A 22,481-nucleotide genomic window follows, 5' to 3' on the forward strand; every position below is an offset into this window, starting at 1 on the left:
AGACCTATATGGAATCGCAACGCAGTTTTCTGATAATTGGCCTAGCGCTAGTTACCTTTTTGCTATGGCAAGCTTGGCAAAAAGATTATGGGCCACAGCCTATAAATCCTGTTCAACAAGAACAGACGCAACAAGCAAATCAAGGTGTACCTTCTTTTGACGAAGCACAAAGCGAAGATGTTCCTACTAGTGATAGTGTACCTGCTGCACAAGCCATAGCTCAGACGCAAAACACAAATCGCATTATCGAGGTAAAAACCGACACGCTAGATGTGCGTATTGATTTATTAGGCGGCGATGTTATCTCTGCAAATCTAATAAAATTTCCCGTGACTCAAGGTTCTGATGAGCCTTACAGTTTATTGCGTTCGGGCATGGGGTTATACGTTGCGCAAAGTGGATTAATTGGAAAACAAGGCCCAGATGCTAGCGCAACTGGCAGACCCGTTTATACCGCACAGCAATCTGCTTATCAGCTTAATGGCGATACCTTAGTAGTGCCATTAACATGGAAGAATAGTCAGGGTCTTTCAATTACTAAAACCTTTACGTTTACCCAAGGCCACTACGATGTGAACGTAAGTTATGATGTACAAAACGCAACGAGCACCGCTGCAAACGTACAGCCTTATGCCCAGCTAAAGCAGGTTATGGACTTTGAAGACGACGGTAATATGTTTATGCCAACCTATCGCGGTGCGGCATTCTCAACAGAAGATGATAGATACGATAAGTATTCTTTTGATGAAATAGAGGACGAAAACCTTCGCAAAACCACTAAAGCTGGTTGGGTGGGCATGTTAGAGCACTACTTCGTGTCGGCATGGGTTCCTTCTCAAGAACAAACCAACACTCTTTATTCTCGCAATATTAATAATCAGTTTGCAGTTATTGGTGTGCTTTCACCTGCCGAGACCATCAACGCCGGTGAGTCTAAAACAATTGCCTCAACGCTCTATATGGGTCCTAAAGACCAAGATAGCCTTGCAAAAATAGCGCGAGGTCTAGACCTTACTGTTGATTACGGCATTCTATTTTGGATTTCTCAGCCGTTGTTTTCACTGCTTACCTTCTTACATAGCCTTGTGAATAACTGGGGTGTTGCAATCATCCTTATCACTATTGTAGTTAAAGGCGCTATGTACTGGCTAACTAAGAAACAATACGAGTCAATGGCCCGTATGCGTAACTTAGCCCCTAAGATGCAGCAGCTTAAAGACCGCTTTGGCGACGATAGACAAAAAATGTCTCAAGCGATGATGGAGTTGTACCGCAAAGAAAAAGTAAACCCTATGGGTGGCTGTCTGCCTTTGCTTTTACAAATGCCTATTTTCCTAGCCCTGTATTGGGTATTAATGGAAAGTGTTGAACTTCGCCATGCAGACTTTGTGCTATGGATAACCGATTTATCGACTAAAGACCCCTACTTTGTGTTGCCAGTATTAACTGGTGCAAGCATGTATTTACTACAAAAATTGCAACCCACTACCATTACCGACCCTATGCAGCAAAAAATAATGCAGTGGATGCCGGTGATGATGAGTGTGTTCTTCTTATGGTTCCCTGCAGGTCTGGTACTATACTGGTTGGTGAGTAATGTCATCACACTGGTTCAAGCCAAAATGATCTATGCTTCCATGGAGAAGCGGGGCATAAGCAATAAATAACATATTGTTTGTTTAATTATACAGCCCGCCTACGCGGGCTGTTTTGTCTAACGAGGAATTTACTGTGCCATCATTCGATATTGTTTCAGAAATAAATATGGAAGAAGTGCGAAACGCTACGGAAAACGCAAGCAGAGAGCTTTCTACGCGTTTCGATTTTCGCGGAATTGAAGCTAGCTTTGATTACAAAGAAAAAACCGTTGTTATGAAAGCAGAAGCTGAATTTCAACTTCAGCAAATGGAAAGCATGTTTAGAACGGCTTGTTCAAAACGAAATGTGGATACGTCTTCCATAGACGTAAAACCTTTTGATGCCCATGGCAAAACCTATCGCCAAACCATTGCGTTTAAAGAAGGTATTGAGCAGCCTATGGCGAAGAAAATCGTTAAGCTGATTAAAGATGCCAAAATGAAGGTTCAAACTGCGATTCAGGGTGAAGAGCTGCGCGTGACGGGTAAAAAACGTGACGACCTTCAACAAGTAATGGCATTGGTTAAATCGTCTGACCTAGGTCAACCGTTTCAATTTAAGAATTTTCGCGATTAATTATGGATTCACTCACCTTCTCAACGGACACTATTACTGCTCAGGCAACGGCTCCAGGACGAGGCGGTGTGGGAATTATTCGCGTGTCAGGCCCAAAGGCAAAGGAAGTCGCACAAGCGTTAGTGCCCTGTGAACTCACTCCTAGACAAGCTGCCTATACTTCGTTTATTGATAGTAAAAAAACCGTCATAGACCAAGGCATCGCGCTTTTCTTTAAGGGCCCTAACTCATTTACTGGTGAAGATGTACTTGAGCTTCAAGGGCACGGCGGTCAAGTTGTTATGGACATGCTTATTAACGCTGTACTCGCTACAGGCAGCGCTCGATTAGCCAATCCTGGCGAATTTAGCGAGCAAGCATTTCTCAATGATAAGCTCGATTTAGCTCAGGCAGAGGCCATTGCTGACTTAATAGACGCAAGTTCACAACAAGCGGCTCGCAGTGCGTTACGCTCCCTTCAAGGTGAGTTTTCAACACAAATCCAAACCCTATCCGACCAAATTATTCATCTTCGCATGTATGTTGAAGCAGCTATTGATTTTCCTGAAGAAGAAATAGACTTTCTTTCTGATGGCAAAGTGTCTGGGGACCTCTCAGCCATTGTTCAAAGCTTAGCTTCAGTGCGAGAGCAAGCAAAGCAAGGCTCTCTTTTACGCGAAGGTATGCAGGTGGTTATCGCCGGAAGACCCAATGCGGGTAAATCAAGCTTACTGAATGCACTGGCTGGTAGAGAAAGTGCCATAGTCACCGACATTGCCGGTACAACCCGAGATGTATTAAAAGAGCATATTCATATTGATGGTATGCCCGTTCACATAATCGATACCGCAGGTCTAAGAGAAAGCCCCGACAAGGTTGAGCAGATTGGTATTGAACGTGCCTGGCAAGCGATAAGCGATGCCGATCACGTTCTCTTTGTCGTGGATTCCACAGCCACATCTATCATCGACCCGTTCGAGATTTGGCCAGAATTTATGCAGCGTTTACCCCTTGGTATTCCGGTTACTGTAGTAAGAAATAAAGCCGATTTAAGCACTTTAGATGTAGGCCACAGTACCGTTGCCACTCAGCAAGGCGATATTTCTGTTATCAATTTGTCTGCGAAGCAAGGAGACGGCGTTGATACGTTAAAGTCTCATTTAGCAACCACCATGGGGTTCGATACGACGACAGAAGGTCAATTTATTGCTCGCCGTAGACACATTGACGCACTCGACCAAGCAAATAATCACGTGACAACGGGAGAGCAACAGCTGCATGATGCAATGGCGGGTGAACTTTTAGCTGAAGAATTGCGATTAGCTCATCAGGCACTTTGCGAAATCACGGGTGAATTTACCTCTGATGATCTTCTTGGAAAGATATTTTCTTCTTTTTGTATTGGTAAATAGTTAATGACTAAGCACTTTGAAATTATAGTTGGCACAATGTTAGGTGCTGCGGAATACGTTGCAGACGCTCTTGCAGAAACGTTAAAGCAAAAGGGTTTTACCTACACTATTCACCTTGAGCCTAACCTTGACAATATATCTACATCGGCGCACTGGTTAGTGTGCACCTCTACCCACGGCGCTGGCGAACTACCCGACAATATACAGCCCTTTGCAGGGCAGTTAAAAACTACTGACCTGTCCTCAGTCAGTGCCTATATTGTGGGATTAGGCGATACAAGCTATGACACATTCTGTTATGGCGCTAAAACCATGGAGTCACTCATCACAGAGCGTGGCGGTACCCTTAATACTCCAGCGCTTCATGTTGATGTGCTTGAGCATCCAATCCCAGAAGATATCGCCAGTGAATGGTTTGAAGGCGTACTAGAACCCGCATGAGTAAACCTCTTACCCAAGCTGAACTAACGGTTCTGCAGTCTCCCATTTCCAATGACTGTCGCGTGCTGTACATGCTGGGCCTGCGCACAAATGCCAACACCGCTACCACGTCTTCATCGGCTATTGATTATAAGTCATTGCTAGCACTACTTAACGGTGACAGCAAAGAGCCTCACTATTTACGAGGGAGACAAATCAATAGCCTGCTAAAACAGCTAGAACAAGTGGGCCTAATTACCCTCCCTCTTGATATCGACTTAGAGCGCAGTATTAACGGTAAAACATTACTGCTGCCGTTACTGAGTGAACCTGTTTCAGATTTTGATGTGCTGCACAAACAGCACACCGCTATGACCCAGGACTGGAAACCAAACAGCGCCCTGTTTAAAGAAATGGCGAACTTACTTGGCATTATTGACAAAACCTTTGACGATAATGATATCGGAGAATTCGTAGCGTACTGGTTAGGCCGGCCTAGTTCTATATTTAGTGAGTTTCAGTGGACGCAAAAATTTGCTAACAATATTAAGCGTAAGAGACTGGCATCAGGCTACTCTGCAACAAAAGTTGTGGGTAGTCAGCAAGTGAAAGTTGCAGCAGGCATAGAAGCGGATGATAATGCAAAGAAGTTGGTCGCCAAGTACGCCTCATCAAAAAAGAGTTAATTCAATATGGATCGCATTACAGATAAAATCGCAAATTTAGCCAAGGCGTTGAATAAGCCCGTCGATCCGGATAACGAATACATCGACTACAAAACGCTGCGTAAGCAATATGAAGCACAGGCTAATGAAGAGATATCGCAACTACAGCAGCGCAGCAAGAAAGCGCGTGTGGAGGCCATACACGGGCGTTCCGATCTCAATCCTAAGTGGACCTTCTCTAACCTCGTTGAAGATAGCGATGATGTAATAGAAGCGGTATCAATTGCTCAGTCATTTATCGCGGCACATGATGACCCTGCGTGGCGTCAAAGCGGCTCTCACATGATGATTTTCTACGGCGATTATGGGCGCGGTAAATCACATATTGCAGGTGCAATAGCCCATCAGCTTATCGACCAATACGAAATATCTGTGTTGTACAGGCAGCTTTCTACTATTTTGGAGATGCGAAATTTCTCTTTCGATTTTTCAGCCTCAGATAATGCAGGCCAACGATTTAGAGAGATACACCACGAACTACTTAACGTTGACTTGCTGATCCTAGATGAAGTATGCGTTAACGAAAGCATCTTAAAAAAGAACGCACAAAGCTGGTTTGGTAATCTTTTACGTCAAAGACTGGTGAATAAGAAAAACTGTATTCTTATTACCAACCATAACCTTGCAGAACTAGAGAATGCGCTAGGACGCTATTGCTACGAGTCTATACGAGAATACGATACCTACAAAGTGCGTTTTCAAGGTCCTAGCAGGCGCGATGAATTAACGGCTGATCATGAAGAAGAAAGCTCTTCAGCCACACCGAGGTACCAACCAAACCAGGTGCGTTAATCGTATTAAGGTAACGCCGTTACAATCAAAATACTTCAAATTAAAGACAACAGAGTGCTCATCTCTGTTGTCTTTTTTTTGTTTTTATCCCTTAAAATTATAAAAAAGGATAAATATTTTTTGAGGACGCAATTATTTTTATAATAATGGGATCAAGCGATCAGATGATCCACAAGGAAATTGTGGAAAGATCTCCTCCACAGGAAGATCCCTTTGAACACCTTGTATTTGCTCGATCCTGCGATCCCAATGTAGAATTCGCAAACATTTTATCCCCAGCTGGATCACATCTTGATCAGGCCTGTGGATAGGATCCTACAACGCCCTGTGTATAAGCTCTGATCGTAAAAAGAATAACTTTTTTGAAATTAGCTTGTGTGGATAAGTAGGCTGTTTATACACAAGATCAATAGGGGGTTATATGACTGTGTTTCCCAAAGTTATTGATCGCGTAAGACGATGATCTAAATGCGTTTTGATCGGTTACCCACAGATCTTGCCGATCCTAATAAAAGTAAATATAAAACATATCTAAAAGAGATCTTAAGATCACTAAAGCCGATCACACTTTTTCAAACCTCTAGTTTGAGGAAAATTTAATCATTTTCTTTAGGTAATAAGTCAGCTAAAATACGCGCCCTTTTTTCAGCAAATGCTGACTAAAAGATTTTGGTTTATCGATAGTTTTCAGTGAGGTTTACTCCATGTTTTATGCTCAAGCATTTGATGTCATCGTTGTAGGTGGTGGTCATGCAGGCACAGAAGCCGCTCTTGCCGCTGCACGCATGGGTGCAAATACACTTTTGCTTACTCACAATATCGAGACGATTGGCCAAATGTCGTGCAACCCTGCGATCGGTGGAATTGGTAAGGGTCACTTGGTTAAAGAGATCGACGCTTTAGGCGGTGCAATGGCACTGGCTACCGATCACGGTGGTATTCAATTTAGAACGTTGAACTCAAGCAAAGGTCCTGCCGTTCGAGCAACACGCGCTCAGGCGGATCGGACGCTTTACAAAAACGCGATCCGCAGCATTGTCGAAAATCAACCTAACCTCACGTTATTTCAGCAAAGCGTAGACGACTTGGTTGTCGAAAACGATCGCGTTTGCGGCGTTGTTACCCAAATGGGCTTAAAGTTCAAAGCGCAAACTGTTGTTCTAACGGTAGGTACGTTCTTAGGTGGTACTATCCACATTGGGTTAGAAAATTACCGCGGAGGCCGAGCAGGCGATCCCCCGTCTATCGCATTGGCTGACCGACTACGAGCACTGCCATTTCGCGTAGATCGCTTAAAGACAGGTACACCTGCAAGACTTGATGCACGCTCACTGGATTTTTCAGTTATGCAAGCTCAACCAGGCGACAACCCTACTCCGGTTGTTTCGTTTATGGGTAATCGTGATATGCATCCAACACAAATTCCGTGTTATATCACTCACACTAACGAAAAAACCCATGACATTATCCGCGGCGGATTAGACCGTTCTCCAATGTTCACTGGAAATATCGAGGGAATAGGTCCTCGCTACTGCCCTAGCATTGAAGATAAAATTACGCGATTTGCAGATAAAAACTCTCATCAGATTTTTGTTGAGCCTGAAGGACTGAACAGCATTGAAGTTTATCCAAACGGGATCTCAACCAGTTTACCTTTCGATATTCAAATGAACCTTGTTCGCTCCATCAAAGGTTTTGAAAATGCGCATATCGTTAGACCCGGTTACGCTATTGAATATGATTTCTTTGATCCGCGTGATCTCAAGCAAACGCTAGAAACCAAATTTATCGATGGACTATTTTTTGCCGGCCAAATCAATGGCACTACTGGCTACGAAGAAGCTGGGGCTCAAGGTCTAGTGGCTGGCGCTAACGCTGCGCTTCAAGTTCAGCAAAAAGACCCGCTCATTTTGCGTCGGGATCAGGCTTATATGGGTGTGCTTATCGATGATCTGGCTACGATGGGGACGAAAGAGCCTTATCGCATGTTTACCAGCCGTGCTGAATACAGACTATTACTGCGAGAAGACAATGCAGATAGTCGCCTGACGGCCCGTGGAAGAGAAATTGGTTTAGTTGATGATGCGCGTTGGGCTAAGTTTAACGAAAAGATGGAAGCCGTTGAAACTGAGACTCAGCGTATGCGCAGCCAGTGGATACACAAAGATCACGTTGCAACACCTCAACTTAACACCATGCTAAAAACACCGGTGAGTCGTGAACATTCTCTAGAGGAAATAATTCGTCGCCCAGAGATGACCTATGCTCAGTTAATGGAAATTGAAAGCGTTGGACCTGGACTCACCGATCCGATAGCCGCTGAGCAGGTAGAAATCCAAATTAAATACGCAGGTTATATTGCGCGTCAGATGGATGAAATAGCCAAAGCACAGCGCCACGAGAATACGTTGCTTCCACGTGATATGGATTTCAGTAAAATTTCTGGTCTTAGCAATGAAGTTGTTACTAAACTTACCGAGGCTCGACCTGAAACAATAGGCAAAGCGTCGCGAATATCAGGTATTACACCAGCGGCGATATCGCTGCTTCTGGTTTACCTAAAAAAACATGGCATGCTAAGAAAACACGAAAAAATCAGCGCCTAACCGCGCTCAATATCAAGACAGAATCCTTTTGATGACTACACAGCAAGACTTGCATTGTATATTGGCCTCTGGACTCGAGGCCCTTTCACTCAATTTAACCGAAAAGCAGCAACACCAACTTGTTGAATTTGTTTTACTTATTGATAAATGGAACAAAGCCTATAACCTCACTTCCGTGAGGTGCCCAAGGCAAATGATGGTGAAACACATTCTAGATTCACTCGCCATTGTGCCGCACTTGACCGGTGAGAATATTATTGATGTGGGAACCGGGCCCGGATTACCGGGAATGCCCTTGGCCATAGCGTTTCCAGATAAAACCTTTACGCTGTTAGATAGTTTGGGTAAACGGGTTCGCTTTATGACACAATGCGTGCATACGCTCAAACTCACCAATGTAACGCCCGTCAACAGCCGTGTAGAAAATCATGTCGGCGACAAGCCATACGATATTGTACTTAGTCGCGCTTTCGCATCGCTAAAAGATATGTTGCACTGGTGCGAACATCTGGTAGATTCAGATGGGCAGTTTTTAGCACTAAAAGGTCAATTTCCACAAAGCGAGATAGATGAAGTAAGTGATCACTTTCAAGTTGTGAACACTGAAAACATCACAGTACCGAATTTGGATGGAGAAAGACATTTAGTTTGGCTGAGAAAGACACAGCAACGTTAAAACAGGATTTAGTGTGGCAAAGGTAATCGCAATCGCGAATCAAAAAGGCGGTGTGGGTAAAACAACCACAGCGGTAAATGTTGCAGCTTCCATGGCGGCGACTAAGCGAAAAGTCTTGCTTATTGACCTTGATCCTCAAGGAAATGCGACAATGGGAAGCGGCGTTGACAAATATGAAGTCGATGCAACGGCATTCGAGCTACTTATCGAAGAGAAGCCCATTGATGAGGTCATCGTTAAGAATACGTCTGGTAAATACGATCTCATTGCAGCAAACGGCGACGTGACTGCTGCTGAAATTAAACTCATGGAAATGTTTGCCAGAGAAGTTCGCCTGCGCAACTCGCTAAAACCCGTTATCGATTATTACGACTTTATCTTTATCGATTGCCCGCCGTCGCTTAACCAACTCACTGTTAACGCATTAGCGGCATCAGATTCTGTGATGGTTCCTATGCAGTGCGAATATTATGCCCTTGAGGGATTAACTGCATTGATGGATACCATCCAAAAATTGGCATCTGTTGTGAATCCTGAATTGAAGATCGAAGGCGTTTTGCGTACTATGTACGACCCTCGAAATCGCCTTGCTAACGATGTTTCAGAGCAATTAAAGCGTCATTTTGGTGAGCAGGTATATCGCACGGTGATACCAAGAAACGTTCGTCTTGCTGAAGCCCCAAGTTTTGGAACGCCAGCAATGTACTACGATAAGTCGTCGACCGGTGCTAAAGCCTATTTAGCACTTGCTGGTGAAATTCTGCGACGCAGGGACAAAACTTCGCCTTCTCAGGCAAAAGCGAGTTAAACAAAAATAAGCTGCTACCTATCAGCACATGCCATAGAGGACACTATGTCAGCACGTAAAAGAGGCCTTGGCCGAGGGTTAGATGCGCTTCTTGCTACTAGCCAATCATCGTCTCAAAGAGAACAGGATGCCGCAGAGGTTGTATCAACGAACGGTGAGTTAAGTAAAATTCCCATCGAATTTTTGGTACCTGGAAAATATCAGCCTCGTAAAGACATGTCGCCAGATGCGCTAGAAGAATTAGCATCATCGATTCGTGCCCAGGGTATTATTCAACCTATCGTTGTGCGTAAAGTAGATGAAAATCGCTTTGAAATTATAGCCGGCGAACGTCGTTGGCGTGCATCCCAACTAGCGCAGCTTGATGAAGTACCATGCCTAATTAAAAATGTGCCTGATGAGGCAGCTGTTGCCATTGCGCTGATTGAAAATATTCAGCGTGAAGATTTAAACGCAATGGAAGAAGCGCAGGCGTTAGACCGTTTAATGAGTGAGTTTTCACTGACTCACCAAGAAGTGGCTGAAGCGGTTGGAAAATCTCGTACAACGGTATCTAACTTATTGCGTTTGAATAATCTTAACGACGATGTAAAAACATTGGTTGAGCACGGCGATATTGAAATGGGCCATGCACGGGCATTACTTGCCTTAGATGGCGACACTCAATCTGACACCGCACAAATTGTATCGGGCAAAGGACTAACGGTAAGAGACACTGAAAAGCTAGTGAAAAAGCTTTTAGAGCCCGCAAAACCCAAGCCGGAAAAGAAAATTGATCCCGATGTTCAAAACCTTATGACGCGACTTTCAGAAAATTTAGGCGCACAGGTGAATATAGACCACAATGCGAAGGGCAAAGGAAAACTGACAATTAGCTTTAGTGATTTAGAGCAATTAGATGGAATTATTTCTAAAATTCAATAGGTTATTGGGTCTTTGTATTATTGTTTACCGTGGCATTTTTGCCCTAGAGATAAGGTTTGTTAACAACAACGGACACTCTCCTTTCCGGTTATAGCAATAGGAAATTTTCAGAATAACTTTCAAAAAGCGTTGTACTGTTGAAAATTGTCGGTAAAACAGTATACTTCTGACGCTTTTTGTAAGACGTGAACAAGCAGCGAGATAGTGTGACAAACAAGTTAGCGAAACGCGGGTTGACCCTCGCCAAAAAAGGGCTACTTTTTCAAATTGTCACGGCCGCCGTAATGGTTGCATTAGCAGCGCTTGTTGGCGGATTAATAACGGCTAGTTCAGCCGCGACAGGTGCCTTAATCAGTATCTTGCCGAAAATAGTTTTTACTGCATTTGCGTTTCGTTACGCTGGCGCGAGTAAAAATGAACTTGTTGCACGCAGTTTTAGCCAAGGTTCAAAAATGAAATTGGCGCTGACAATTATTTTATTTGTAATTGCATTTAGATTTTTACACGTTGTGCCACTTGTTTTGTTTATGGCATTTGTGATTACAACCGTTAGCCACGCGCTAGCAATGTTTCATTACGGTTCGAAAGAATAACAACGACATTAGCGAAACCGTTAGAAACACGATAACCAGTTACTAAATTTTTACACTTTACAACTTGGGTTAAACAATGGCATCTGAATACACTACCTCAGAATACATCAAGCACCACTTGACCAATGCCACCATGTGCTCAACTGACAATGGAATCGCTTTTAACAAAGCGTGTTCTGATGCTGGTTTTTGGGCATGGCATGTCGATACACTGGCATGGTCAATTGGACTTGGTTTACTTTTTCTAATTATCTTTAGAAGTGTTGCGTCAAAAGCAACCACTGGCGTACCTGGCAAAATGCAGGCTTTCGTTGAGTTGGTTGTCGAGTTTGTTGATGACAACGTGAAAAGCACCTTCCATGGACGCAGTGCACTTATTGCACCCCTTGCGCTGACTATTTTCGTCTGGGTTTTATTGATGAACCTAATGGACTTAGTCCCTGTTGACCTTATCCCTTGGGTGTCTGGGTTAATTGGCCAAGCCGCATTTGGTATGGATCCGCACGACGTTTACAACAAAGCAGTACCAACCACTGACTTGAACCTAACCTTTGCCTTGGCAACAGGTGTATTCATTTTAATCTTGTTCTATTCAATCAAGATGAAAGGGATTGGCGGTTTCATGAAAGAGCTGACAATGCAGCCTTTCGGACACCCTGCGTTTATCCCGATAAACTTTATTCTTGAGACAGTAACACTGTTAGCGCGTCCGTTATCACTTGCGCTACGTTTGTTTGGTAACCTTTATGCCAGTGAGCTTATCTTTATTCTGATAGCCACTATCGGTTACTTCCAGCTTCCACTACATTTCATGTGGGCTGTGTTCCATATTTTGGTACTTCCACTTCAAGCGTTTATTTTCATGATGTTGACCATCGTGTACTTAAGCTTGGCGTGTGAAGAACATTAAGCATTAACGAGCGCTGATTAAACCTGGAAAATTGGCGCCGTTTTTACAGAGTTTTACTTTTAACTTTAAATTTAACTTAAAATCGGAGACGTAAATGTTATACATCGCTGCTGCACTACTGATTGGTCTTGGTGCCCTAGGTACCGCTATTGGTTTCGGTCTACTTGGTGGCAAATTCCTAGAATCTGCTGCTCGTCAACCTGAACTAGCACCTCAACTACAAGTTAAGATGTTCATCGTAGCGGGTCTTATCGATGCCATCGCAATGATCGGTGTTGGTATCGCTCTATACCTATTGTTCGCTGTTGGTGCCTAATTCTACTAACCACTTTTTTAGCGAACTTTAAGAGGAGGGGCGATTTTGAATTTTAACGCCACTTTTATAGGTCAATTAATCGCCTTCGCTGTGTTCGTGGTGTTCTGCATGAAATATGTGTGGCCACCGCTGATTGCAGCGATTGAAGAGCGTCAAAAGAAGATAGCCGATGGGCTTGAAGCTTCTGAACGCGCAGAGAAAGACTTAGAACTTGCTCAAGCGAAAGCCACTGAGCAAATGAAAGACGCGAAAGCGCAAGCAGCTGAAATTATCGAGCAGGCCAAAAAGCGCGCCAACCAATTGGTTGACGAAGAAACGCAGAAAGGTCATGCAGAACGCGAAAAAATTATCGCGTCTGGTTATGCCGAAGTTGAAGCTGAACGCAATCGTGCCAAAGAAGATTTGCGCAAGCAGGTATCTGCATTAGCAGTTGCTGGCGCGCAGCAAATCTTACAACGTGAAATCGATGCTAACGCACAAAACGACATTGTTGAAAAACTTGTCGCTGAGCTTTGAGAAGGAGATGAGCCATGTCTGAATTGACAACCGTTGCTCGTCCTTACGCTAAAGCCGCTTTCGATTTTGCCGTCGAGAAAAGTGCTGTTGCAAAATGGCAAGAAATGCTCACCTTCGCCGGTGCAGTTGCTGCTAACGATGAAATGCACGAGTTATTAACTGGTGCCGTTGCCGCTGACACGCTGTCGGACATTTTTGTGAATGTTTGTGGTGAGCAACTCGATGAATACGGTCAAAACCTGATGAAGGTGCTGGCCGAAAATAAACGTTTAGCCGCGTTGCCTGAAATATCTGCGTTATTTGATGCTTTTAAAGCAGATTATGACAAAGAAATAGAAGTTGACGTAACGTCAGCCTCAGCGCTGACTGACGCACAACAATCTGAACTGATTGCGTCGTTGGAAAAACGTTTGGCACGTAAAGTGAAGCTTAATTGTAACGTGGACCCTGCCCTGATCGCTGGAATGGTAATAAATGCCGGTGATACAGTAATTGATGGTTCCGTAAAGTCGAAATTGAACCGTCTAGCAGACGCGTTGCAAGCATAACGGGGATAAGAGCATGCAACTTAATTCCACTGAAATTGCTGAACTGATCAAGAAAAGAATTGAACAGTTCAATGTAAGCAGTGAAGCACGCAATGAAGGTACTATCGTCGCAGTAACCGACGGTATTATCCGTATTCATGGCCTTGCCGATGTAATGCAAGGTGAAATGATCGAGCTTCCAGGAAGCCGCTACGCAATGGCACTAAACCTTGAGCGTGACTCAGTAGGTGCTGTTGTTATGGGTCCATATGCGGACCTGAAAGAAGGCGATAAAGTACAATCTTCAGGTCGTATTCTTGAAGTTCCGGTAGGCTACGCTCTACTTGGTCGTGTTGTTAACACACTAGGTGAGCCAATCGATGGAAAAGGCGCAATTGAAGCTGCAGGTTTTGAACCTGTTGAAAAAATTGCACCAGGCGTAATTGAACGTCAGCCAGTCGACCAGCCAATCCAAACAGGTTATAAATCTGTTGATGCGATGGTGCCAGTAGGCCGTGGACAGCGTGAGCTGATCATCGGTGACCGTCAGTGCGGTAAAACTGCAATGGCGATTGACGCTATCATCAATCAAAAAGGTACAGGCGTTAAGTGCGTGTACGTGGCGATTGGTCAAAAAGCATCAACTATTGCAAACGTTGTACGTAAACTAGAAGAACACGGAGCGTTAGAGCACACAATTATTGTTGCTGCTTCTGCTTCTGAATCTGCTGCGCTTCAATACTTAGCGCCGTATTCTGGTTGTACAATGGGTGAGTTTTTCCGTGACCACGGTGAAGATGCATTAATCGTATATGATGATTTGTCTAAGCAAGCTGTTGCTTATCGTCAAATTTCATTGCTACTTAAGCGTCCACCAGGTCGTGAAGCCTATCCAGGTGATGTTTTCTATCTTCACTCGCGTCTACTAGAGCGCGCTGCACGTGTAAACGATCAATACGTTGAACGTTTCACCAAAGGCGAAGTGAAAGGTAAAACAGGTTCATTAACTGCGCTTCCAATTATCGAAACGCAAGCTGGTGACGTATCTGCATTCGTACCTACTAACGTAATCTCGATTACTGATGGTCAGATCTTCTTAGAAACTGACTTGTTCAACTCAGGTATCCGTCCAGCCGTGAACGCGGGTGTATCGGTATCTCGTGTTGGTGGTGCTGCACAGACTAAAATCATCAAGAAACTAGGTGGTGGTATTCGTTTAGCACTTGCACAGTATCGTGAACTTGCTGCGTTCTCGCAGTTTGCTTCAGACCTTGATGATGCGACTCGTGAGCAACTTGAGCACGGTGAGCGCGTTACAGAACTGATGAAGCAAAAGCAATATGCTCCACTTTCAATTGCTGATATGGGTGCATCCCTGTTCGCGGTAGAAAAAGGGTTTCTAAAGAGCGTCGAGCTGGACAAAATCCTAGATTTTGAAGCCTCTCTTCACTCGTATTTGAACAGCGAGCACGCTGACCTTATGAAGACTATCAACGAAACAGGTAACTACAACGACGAGATTGCCTCTAAGTTGAATGACGCATTAACTAGTTTTAAAGCGACACAAACTTGGTAATCAATGCAGCCGGTAATGTGTAATAGCATCGCCGGCAACACGTTGAGTAATCGGAGAGATAGTCATGGCCAGCGGTAAAGAGATAAAAGGTAAGATTGGGAGTATCAAAAATACTCAAAAAATTACCAGTGCAATGGAAATGGTTGCTGCGTCTAAAATGAAAAAGGCGCAGGAACGTATGGCCACCGGCCGTCCGTACGCACAAAACATGCTAAAAGTGATTGGTCACATTGCTAACGGTAACCTTGAGTATCGCCATCCTTACTTGGAAGAGCGTGAAGTCAAGCGTGTTGGTTATATTGTGGTTTCCACTGACCGAGGCTTATGTGGTGGTTTAAACACCAACGAATTTAAGCTTGTCGCTCAGAACGTTAAACAATGGCGTGATCAGGGTGTTGAAGTGGATTTCGCTGCATTAGGCGCGAAGGCTTGTGGTTTCTTCAATCGATTTGGCGGTAGCTTGCTAGCAGCCGAGTCAGGATTGGGTGACAAGCCATCAGTGAGTGATGTAGTGGGTGTTGTGCGCGTTATGCTTAAGGCGTACGACGAAGGCAAAATAGACCGAGTATTCTTGGTATTCAATGACTTCGTTAACACCATGACACAGAAACCTGTGAGCAATCAGTTATTGCCTTTGCCAAAGTCACAAGACGAAGAATATCAACATCGTTGGGATTACATATACGAGCCGGATCCAAAAGAAATTTTGGAATCACTAATGGTTCGGTACATTGAATCTCAGGTGTACCAGGGTGTTGTAGAAAACGCAGCGTCAGAACAAGCTGCGCGAATGGTTGCCATGAAGGCAGCAACCGACAATGCCGGCGATCTTATTGATGATCTGCAACTGGTATATAACAAAGCGCGTCAAGCAGCAATCACACAAGAAATTAGTGAGATTGTTAGCGGTGCCGCAGCGGTGTAGGCAAAGGTTTAAAAGAGATAACGAGGACAAATTATGAGTCAAGGTAAGGTCGTCCAAATCATTGGCGCCGTTGTGGACATTGAGTTTCCACAAGATGCGGTTCCAAGAGTTTATGACGCACTACGAGTTACCGAAGGTGACTTATCAGGTTTAACCCTGGAAGTGCAACAGCAGTTAGGTGGTGGTGTTGTTCGTACCATCGCACTAGGTACAACAGATGGACTACGTCGTGGTCTTTCAGTAGAAAACTCTGGTGGCCCAATTATGGTTCCAGTTGGTACGTCCACACTCGGTCGTATCATGGACGTATTGGGTAACCCAATCGACGAAGCAGGCCCAATTGGTGAAGAAGAGCGTATGTCTATTCACCGTGAAGCGCCTAGCTACGAAGATCAGTCTAGCTCAGTAGAAATACTAGAGACAGGTATTAAAGTAATCGACTTGGTTTGTCCATTCGCCAAGGGTGGTAAAGTTGGTTTGTTCGGTGGTGCCGGTGTTGGTAAAACCGTTAACATGATGGAGCTTATCCGTAACATCGCAATCGAGCACAGTGGTTTCTCTGTATTCGCCGGTGTTGGTGAGCGTACTCGTGAAGGTAACGATTTCTATCATGAAATGAACGACTCTAACGTACTTGATAAAGTATCGTTGGTGTACGGTCAGATGAACGAGCCTCCAGGTAACCGTCTTCGCGTAGCACTTACTGGTCTTACAATGGCCGAGAAGTTCCGTGACGAAGGTCGTGATGTACTATTCTTCGTAGATAACATCTATCGTTACACACTAGCAGGTACTGAAGTATCAGCACTTCTAGGTCGTATGCCTTCTGCGGTAGGTTATCAGCCTACGCTAGCGGAAGAGATGGGTGTACTTCAAGAACGTATTACGTCAACGAAGACTGGTTCAATCACTTCAATCCAAGCGGTATACGTACCTGCGGATGACTTGACGGATCCGTCACCTGCGACAACCTTTGCTCACTTAGACGCAACGGTAGTACTTTCACGTGACATTGCATCTTTAGGTATTTACCCAGCGGTAGACCCTCTAGATTCAACATCTCGTCAGCTTGACCCACTAGTAATCGGTCAAGAGCACTACGATATCGCACGTGGCGTACAGACGGTTCTTCAGCGCTATAAAGAGCTGAAAGACATCATCGCGATTCTAGGTATGGACGAACTGTCTGAAGAAGACAAGCAAGTGGTATCACGTGCTCGTAAAATTCAGCGTTTCCTATCTCAGCCTTTCTTCGTAGCAGAAGTATTTACAGGTTCTCCAGGTAAGTATGTATCTCTTAAAGACACAATCAGTGGCTTTAAAGGTATCCTGGAAGGTGAATACGACGATCTTCCAGAGCAAGCATTCTACATGGTTGGCTCTATCGAAGAAGCGCGAGAGAAAGCCAATAAAGCATAATTAGGTGGCTAGCTAACGCTAGCCCTTATAATGCTTACGTACCTAATCAGGAGGTTCACATGGCAATGACAGTACATTTGGACGTAGTAAGCGCAGAAAAACAAATTTTTTCTGGTCTTGTAGAAACGATTCAAGTGACAGGTAGCGAAGGTGAATTGGGTATACACCCAGGTCACGCGCCACTTATCTCTGCTATAAAACCTGGTATGGTGCGTTTGGTTAAACAGTTCGGTGAAGAAGAAGTAATTTATGTTGCTGGTGGTGTACTTGAAGTACAGCCTGGTAACGTTACCGTACTGGCTGATACCGCGGTTCGAGCTGAAGATCTTGACGAGCAGGCAGCAGAAGAAGCCAAACGACGTGCTGAAGAGCACATCGCCAACCCAGGCGCTGACTTCGATTATGCAGAGGCAGCTCACCAGCTAGCTGAAGCAATCGCGCAACTTCGTCTTATTCAGAAGTTACGCAAATAAGCGAGCAGTTATATGAAAAAACCCGCCGATAGGCGGGTTTTTTGTTTCTTGATGCGCAAAGTATTGATATAAAGGGTATTGATATATTGAGCATTTTTATAAAGAACAGTACGTTAATATACTACACTTATCATATTCGGGCATGTGTCTTAATACTTTGCACTTACCAATACAACTTATCAGCTTTTACTCTAAAGCTTTCAACTGATGCATATAAACACCATGAAGTTCGCCCTCTATTCAAATAAAGATAGCGGAACGCCAATAGGCTTGATGCCTTTGGTCACTACACTAATTCTGTTGTCTGTACACTTCATATCTGGGGCATTGGATTGGCCTGCAAGCGGAGACCTTCGTGCACAACGAGATTTTAACTCTGCAATTGGAATGTCAGTACTGACGGGCTACTTTTGGTTTGCACTGCGTCTTATGCATCAAAACGTTGCCAGCACAGTAATATCTCTACTGGTGAAGACCAATCAGTTAAGCCAATTTGGTGCCCATAGAAAGAGATTAGCGGTAACTTTTAACCATCACCTATTTAATGCAATGATTATCTCAATCATGATTACGGTTATCTACTGCGTAATGGAGGGGTTGATCGCGACTCAACAAGAAGTCCATGTGTTGTTACTTACCGCAACTGCAGTTCCATTTTGGTTTCTTGCACTGCTATTTCTGTTTCAGATATTTTCCAAAACCAGTTACCTCATCAACAATATCCTTTCAGAAACGATGAAAGACTATGACAGGTTAAATTCTATAATCACAATTTTGAAATTAAGTACAACCAACAGTATTTTCGCGATGGGAGCGTTAGCCATATTTCCAGTGTTTTGGCTTAATAAAGAAATACCCTCTCTTGATATAATGGGGGTCACCTTTTTTACTGGCTTTATAGCACTCTATTTGTTTTTGCCAGTGATTAAATTAAAAAAGAAGTTGACCCATGAGAAGCAAACAATTTTAAGTAACATTGAATCAGACATAAACGCACGTATTAAGTGTTACGCGGCTAACGACGATAAAAAAACGGGTGCGTCAATTGAAGTGTTAGAGAGCGAAAAAGAAAATATTGTAAAGTTAACTCGTTATGAGTTGTCACCAAAAGACAAATTTAGAGTGTTCGCTTGTATTGCTCTCATTCCAATATCATGGTGTATTTTACTCGTGACTGAATGGGTTATTAATATCTCTTAAAGCACGTTGTAGCCCTATAAAGCAACTTTATTGGCTTTTACATTCATAGACTATTCATTACCACGACGATGAGACTTCGGACCTTGCCAATGCTGCTGCATCGCTTGCTGTGCGTTATGTAGTGGTTCAACATCGGTGTTAAACGCATATGATAAGGTGTATGCCACGGCCTCTAGGGTTGATAACGCGTTACTCACGCGGGTATGTCGAATGGCGTAGTTAGTGTTAGGTGCTTCACTGAAATGATAGGCGGGTAATGTTTGAAGCCAACTATGATTTTGCATCATACCAAAAGCCTGTTTCCAGCTTCCATCTATAAAAATAAAGGTATCTGTATCCTTAAGTGGTGTTACTAAATCACTTTCTATCGCTATACTTTCTTCACTAGGGTAAATAACCGCCGAATTCGTTGCATTGCATTGTTCATGCAGCATATTAACGGCCTCAGAGTCCTCTGTACTGATAACTTTTGCTGTTGGTATACATAATGACACTAGACGTGCTGTATTCTTTGCGTGCTCTCGCTCTTTTGCATGCTGTAAAATGACCACATTCACAGGTACGCTAATGTTATCTATATCGCTACATACACAGGTGGTTTGCGGATAGTTGCATGAGGAGCAGTAGAGTCGAAGCGAGTTTTTTGACATGATATTGATAGGCAACTAAAAGATAGAAATATAAGCTTGTATAGTTTATCGGCAAATACAGCAGTTAGGAAGATTGTTTAATATACATGACAGAGATAAACGCGGTAAAATTACGAGTTGAAAAGACGCTGTCACTGGTCCCTACTGGAAACGTCGTTAGCTACGGTCAACTCGCTGATTTGTGCGGTTTACCAGGAAGAGCGAGACTCATGGGAAAGTGCTTGAGGTCATTAGATGGTCAACACAATTGGCATCGAGTGCTAAGAGCCGATGGTAAAATCGCGTTTCCTCAAGGTTCAGAGTTAGCGCAAGAGCAAAGTACACGTCTTTTAGATGAGGGAGTGTTGGTAAAAAATGGTCGAGTCAGTATGAAAGATTACGGCTGGCAACCAGACTTGTATACCGTACTTTCTAAATTAGAGTATTAGTTAGCTTAGCCACACCTTTGTAGTTATCGAGAGCGCAGTACAACGAATGCTAAAAAAAATCAGTATTGATGAATTAAAGCCGGGCATGTTTGTTCATAAGATTCTTGAGCAGAAGGGTTCGTTAGCGGTAAAAAACCAGGGCAAGGTGACTTCGCAAGACGTAATAAAGCTGCTTAAAAAGCAAGGCGTTAAATTACTGGCTATTGATACCGACAAAGCATTCACACCAATTTCAGAAAAAGGCGAACAGGAGGCTTCCTCTGTCGCACCTCGTTCGACAGAAAAAAGCGCGGCAAAGAAATCGAGTGTTTCATTAGAGAGTGAGCTTACTAGGGCAGAAAAGCTACATGCTCAAGGTAAAGCAATACAAAAGCTTTTACTCAATAATGTTAAAAAAGAAACTCCTTTCGATGCCAGTATCCCTAAGGCGTTTTCCAATAAACTCGTAGAGTCGGTAGATAGAAACCCCGATGCACTGCTGTGTTTGACAAAAATTCGCGAAAAAGACGACTACCTTCTCGAGCATTCATTAAACGTTGCTATTCTGCTCGCTAATTTCGCAACATTTATGGGGATGTCTGAAGAAGAAGTACAGGACCTATCTTACGCAGGCTTTCTTCATGACTTAGGAAAAATAAACATTCCCGACGAAATTCTACACAAGCCGGGAAGGCTTACCGATGCAGAAATGGACGTGATGAAAAGTCATGTGAATCACGGCGTTGATTACTTGCAGAATACTGATGTGGCAAAGCCCTTAATTCAAGCAATAAGCGAACACCACGAGCGTTTAGACGGACTCGGATACCCTGCAGGTAAGAAAGGTGACGAAATAAGTAAAGCGGGTCGGATGTTGGCGATTGCTGATATGTATGATGCCTTAACTGCTGATCGGGTCTATAAGAGTGGAATGTCCAGTCAGAAAGCGTTTTCTATATTGATGAACGATGCCCCAACAAGGCTAGATGTTGCGCTAGTACAGCAATTTATAAAATGCTTAGGTGTTTATCCCGTGGGAAGTCTGGTGTTGTTGTCAAACGACCGATTGGCTATGGTGCTAAAACAAAACGACTCTCCGCTTTCCCCTATTGTTAAAGTATTTTATTCAGTGAAAAGCAGTCATTATTTAACGCCCAAGGATATTGACCTCTCAAGCGATAACTCATTAAAGATTCAAAAAGCGGTTATTGCGTCAGACTACAAGATAGATGTGAATAGCTTCTTTGAGCGCTCAGTGTCTATCGGCTAAGCACGCTCTAATTCACTTCCCCCACTTTTTTACTTAACACGCCCTAGTAAGGTGTTGTTAATGAGCAACAGTTATTAGTGAGTATGTAGAGATTACAAACGGTTTAGCTGATTGTGCGTTGAAAATGCAGATATATTTACTTCTTACATAAATCCAGCAACACCTCCATATGACAATGCAGTGTTAATCGTGTGTTCAGTTTCATTCATTTAATCTAACCCTATAAGCCGTCAAGCCCTTAACTATAGAGGGACGGCGCAAACTTAGGGAAACCGATAAGCGCCAGGTATACGCCCGCAGTAATTGAAAGTGGATCAGTTATTGCTGCTAACTGTAAATAAGTAAGTTTATAAACAAGTCAATTTATTACCGTCGGACGTGAACAAAAAGTTTCATACAACGACTAATAGTGATGAATCAACATAACGCTGGGCAGGTAAATTTATCGTTATTTAAATAAACGATTACAGCGCCAAGCGAAAAAGAGGACGTTATGAAAAAAACATTAGCTGTAAGTTTGATTGCTGCTTCACTCACCGTTGCAGGCTGTGCAACCGATCCGAATAATACACAAAAAGGTGCCGCAATTGGCGCTGTGTTAGGCGCTGTGCTAGGTAAGGCAACGGGCGATAACGATAAAAGTCGATATGCGTGGGGCGCTGCGGTAGGCGCCATTGCAGGTGGTGCAATTGGTAACTACATGGATAAGCAGGAAGAAGAGCTGCGTAGCGAGCTATCTGACACAGGTGTTCAGGTTGTCCGAGAAGGTGACAATCTTCGCCTTATACTGCCTGGCGACATTACCTTCGCTACTGACAGCTCAAGTATTAGTACAAGCTTTAATCCGGTTTTACAAGACGTCGCAAAGGTAGTGAACAACTACGAAAAAACCGTGTTAATGATTAAAGGCCATACAGACGACGTTGGTGCTGAACAATACAATCAGTCTTTGTCTGAACGAAGAGCCGGTGCGGTGAAAAATCAGCTTATCAACTTTTCAGTGAATTCAACGCGTATTACGACAGTCGGTATGGGTGAGTATTCACCGAAAGTGCCAAACAACAGTGCGGCCAACCGTTCGATGAACCGTCGTGTTGAAATGGAAATTCAACCACTGACACAATCTAATACCTAATTACAGAG

24 protein-coding genes are annotated in these 22,481 nt (G+C 43.7%); 23 read left to right on the forward strand and 1 reads right to left on the reverse strand.

The annotated features are described in order from the left end of the window. Positions 1-8: 8 nt before the first annotated feature. From yidC to JV36_RS0111670, 20 genes are all read left to right on the forward strand, one after another. The gene (gene yidC, locus JV36_RS0111575) at positions 9-1,667 is read left to right on the forward strand and encodes a membrane protein insertase YidC (RefSeq protein WP_032095235.1); all 1,659 of its coding nucleotides are present in this window, start codon (positions 9-11) and stop codon (positions 1,665-1,667) included. Between the two features lie 64 nt (positions 1,668-1,731). Next, positions 1,732-2,214, forward strand: coding sequence for a YajQ family cyclic di-GMP-binding protein (locus tag JV36_RS0111580; RefSeq protein WP_032095236.1), 483 nt, complete (start codon positions 1,732-1,734; stop codon positions 2,212-2,214). 2 nt (positions 2,215-2,216) lie between these two features. Further along, complete coding sequence (gene mnmE, locus JV36_RS0111585) at positions 2,217-3,605, forward strand: tRNA uridine-5-carboxymethylaminomethyl(34) synthesis GTPase MnmE (protein ID WP_032095237.1); 1,389 nt, start codon at positions 2,217-2,219, stop codon at positions 3,603-3,605. Between the two features lie 3 nt (positions 3,606-3,608). Further along, positions 3,609-4,046 (forward strand): FMN-binding protein MioC, encoded by a 438-nt coding sequence (mioC, locus tag JV36_RS0111590; protein WP_032095238.1) that lies wholly within the window; start codon positions 3,609-3,611, stop codon positions 4,044-4,046. Next, on the forward strand, positions 4,043-4,711 hold the full coding sequence (locus tag JV36_RS0111595) for a DnaT-like ssDNA-binding domain-containing protein (protein WP_032095239.1): 669 nt from the start codon (positions 4,043-4,045) through the stop codon (positions 4,709-4,711). Before mioC ends, JV36_RS0111595 begins: the two co-directional genes overlap by 4 nt. Positions 4,712-4,717: 6 nt before the next feature. Continuing rightward, positions 4,718-5,542, forward strand: coding sequence for an ATP-binding protein (locus tag JV36_RS0111600; protein WP_032095240.1), 825 nt, complete (start codon positions 4,718-4,720; stop codon positions 5,540-5,542). A gap of 704 nt (positions 5,543-6,246) precedes the next feature. Further along, positions 6,247-8,148, forward strand: a complete 1,902-nt coding sequence (mnmG, locus tag JV36_RS0111605) for a tRNA uridine-5-carboxymethylaminomethyl(34) synthesis enzyme MnmG (protein WP_032095241.1) — start codon at positions 6,247-6,249, stop codon at positions 8,146-8,148. A gap of 31 nt (positions 8,149-8,179) precedes the next feature. After that, the gene (gene rsmG / locus JV36_RS0111610; RefSeq protein ID WP_032095242.1) at positions 8,180-8,824 is read left to right on the forward strand and encodes a 16S rRNA (guanine(527)-N(7))-methyltransferase RsmG; all 645 of its coding nucleotides are present in this window, start codon (positions 8,180-8,182) and stop codon (positions 8,822-8,824) included. 13 nt (positions 8,825-8,837) lie between these two features. Continuing rightward, a complete protein-coding gene (locus tag JV36_RS0111615; RefSeq protein ID WP_032095243.1) occupies positions 8,838-9,632 on the forward strand; it encodes a ParA family protein in 795 nt (264 codons plus the stop codon). Between the two features lie 45 nt (positions 9,633-9,677). Further along, positions 9,678-10,556, forward strand: a complete 879-nt coding sequence (locus JV36_RS0111620) for a ParB/RepB/Spo0J family partition protein (RefSeq protein WP_032095244.1) — start codon at positions 9,678-9,680, stop codon at positions 10,554-10,556. Between the two features lie 206 nt (positions 10,557-10,762). Further along, positions 10,763-11,149, forward strand: coding sequence for an ATP synthase subunit I (locus tag JV36_RS0111625; protein WP_032095245.1), 387 nt, complete (start codon positions 10,763-10,765; stop codon positions 11,147-11,149). Positions 11,150-11,225: 76 nt separating this feature from the next. Further along, positions 11,226-12,059, forward strand: a complete 834-nt coding sequence (atpB, locus tag JV36_RS0111630; protein WP_032095246.1) for a F0F1 ATP synthase subunit A — start codon at positions 11,226-11,228, stop codon at positions 12,057-12,059. Positions 12,060-12,153: 94 nt separating this feature from the next. Beyond that, a complete protein-coding gene (gene atpE, locus JV36_RS0111635; protein ID WP_032095247.1) occupies positions 12,154-12,375 on the forward strand; it encodes a F0F1 ATP synthase subunit C in 222 nt (73 codons plus the stop codon). Between the two features lie 45 nt (positions 12,376-12,420). Then, entirely contained in the window at positions 12,421-12,891 is a 471-nt protein-coding gene (atpF, locus tag JV36_RS0111640) for a F0F1 ATP synthase subunit B (RefSeq protein ID WP_032095248.1), read from the forward strand. Between the two features lie 14 nt (positions 12,892-12,905). After that, the gene (gene atpH / locus JV36_RS0111645; protein WP_032095249.1) at positions 12,906-13,439 is read left to right on the forward strand and encodes a F0F1 ATP synthase subunit delta; all 534 of its coding nucleotides are present in this window, start codon (positions 12,906-12,908) and stop codon (positions 13,437-13,439) included. A 13-nt stretch (positions 13,440-13,452) separates the two neighbouring features. Then, complete coding sequence (gene atpA / locus JV36_RS0111650) at positions 13,453-14,994, forward strand: F0F1 ATP synthase subunit alpha (RefSeq protein ID WP_032095250.1); 1,542 nt, start codon at positions 13,453-13,455, stop codon at positions 14,992-14,994. A 64-nt stretch (positions 14,995-15,058) separates the two neighbouring features. Continuing rightward, positions 15,059-15,919, forward strand: a complete 861-nt coding sequence (atpG, locus tag JV36_RS0111655; RefSeq protein ID WP_032095251.1) for a F0F1 ATP synthase subunit gamma — start codon at positions 15,059-15,061, stop codon at positions 15,917-15,919. A 33-nt stretch (positions 15,920-15,952) separates the two neighbouring features. Beyond that, on the forward strand, positions 15,953-17,338 hold the full coding sequence (atpD, locus tag JV36_RS0111660) for a F0F1 ATP synthase subunit beta (RefSeq protein ID WP_032095252.1): 1,386 nt from the start codon (positions 15,953-15,955) through the stop codon (positions 17,336-17,338). Positions 17,339-17,397: 59 nt separating this feature from the next. Then, complete coding sequence (locus JV36_RS0111665; protein ID WP_032095253.1) at positions 17,398-17,811, forward strand: F0F1 ATP synthase subunit epsilon; 414 nt, start codon at positions 17,398-17,400, stop codon at positions 17,809-17,811. 207 nt (positions 17,812-18,018) lie between these two features. Then, positions 18,019-19,011 (forward strand): hypothetical protein, encoded by a 993-nt coding sequence (locus JV36_RS0111670; protein ID WP_235207828.1) that lies wholly within the window; start codon positions 18,019-18,021, stop codon positions 19,009-19,011. A 50-nt stretch (positions 19,012-19,061) separates the two neighbouring features. Here the strand turns inward: JV36_RS0111670 and JV36_RS0111675 are convergent, their stop codons facing one another. Then, positions 19,062-19,661, reverse strand: a complete 600-nt coding sequence (locus JV36_RS0111675) for a tRNA-uridine aminocarboxypropyltransferase (RefSeq protein WP_032095254.1) — start codon at positions 19,659-19,661, stop codon at positions 19,062-19,064. 86 nt (positions 19,662-19,747) lie between these two features. On the opposite strand from JV36_RS0111675, the gene JV36_RS0111680 reads away from it, so the two are divergent. The 3 genes from JV36_RS0111680 (at position 19,748) to JV36_RS0111690 (ending at position 22,473) form a co-directional block, all read left to right on the forward strand. After that, positions 19,748-20,089 carry an MGMT family protein gene (locus JV36_RS0111680; RefSeq protein ID WP_032095255.1) on the forward strand — a complete coding sequence of 114 codons (342 nt, stop codon included), beginning with the start codon at positions 19,748-19,750 and terminating at the stop codon, positions 20,087-20,089. A gap of 46 nt (positions 20,090-20,135) precedes the next feature. Beyond that, complete coding sequence (locus JV36_RS0111685) at positions 20,136-21,338, forward strand: HD-GYP domain-containing protein (protein WP_032095256.1); 1,203 nt, start codon at positions 20,136-20,138, stop codon at positions 21,336-21,338. Between the two features lie 493 nt (positions 21,339-21,831). Then, positions 21,832-22,473: an OmpA family protein gene (locus JV36_RS0111690; protein WP_032095257.1), complete on the forward strand. Its 642-nt coding sequence runs from the start codon at positions 21,832-21,834 to the stop codon at positions 22,471-22,473. Positions 22,474-22,481: the final 8 nt, after the last annotated feature.

It is taken from the genome of Alteromonas sp. LOR, from assembly GCF_000753865.1.
Taxonomy (GTDB): Bacteria; Pseudomonadota; Gammaproteobacteria; order Enterobacterales; family Alteromonadaceae; genus Alteromonas.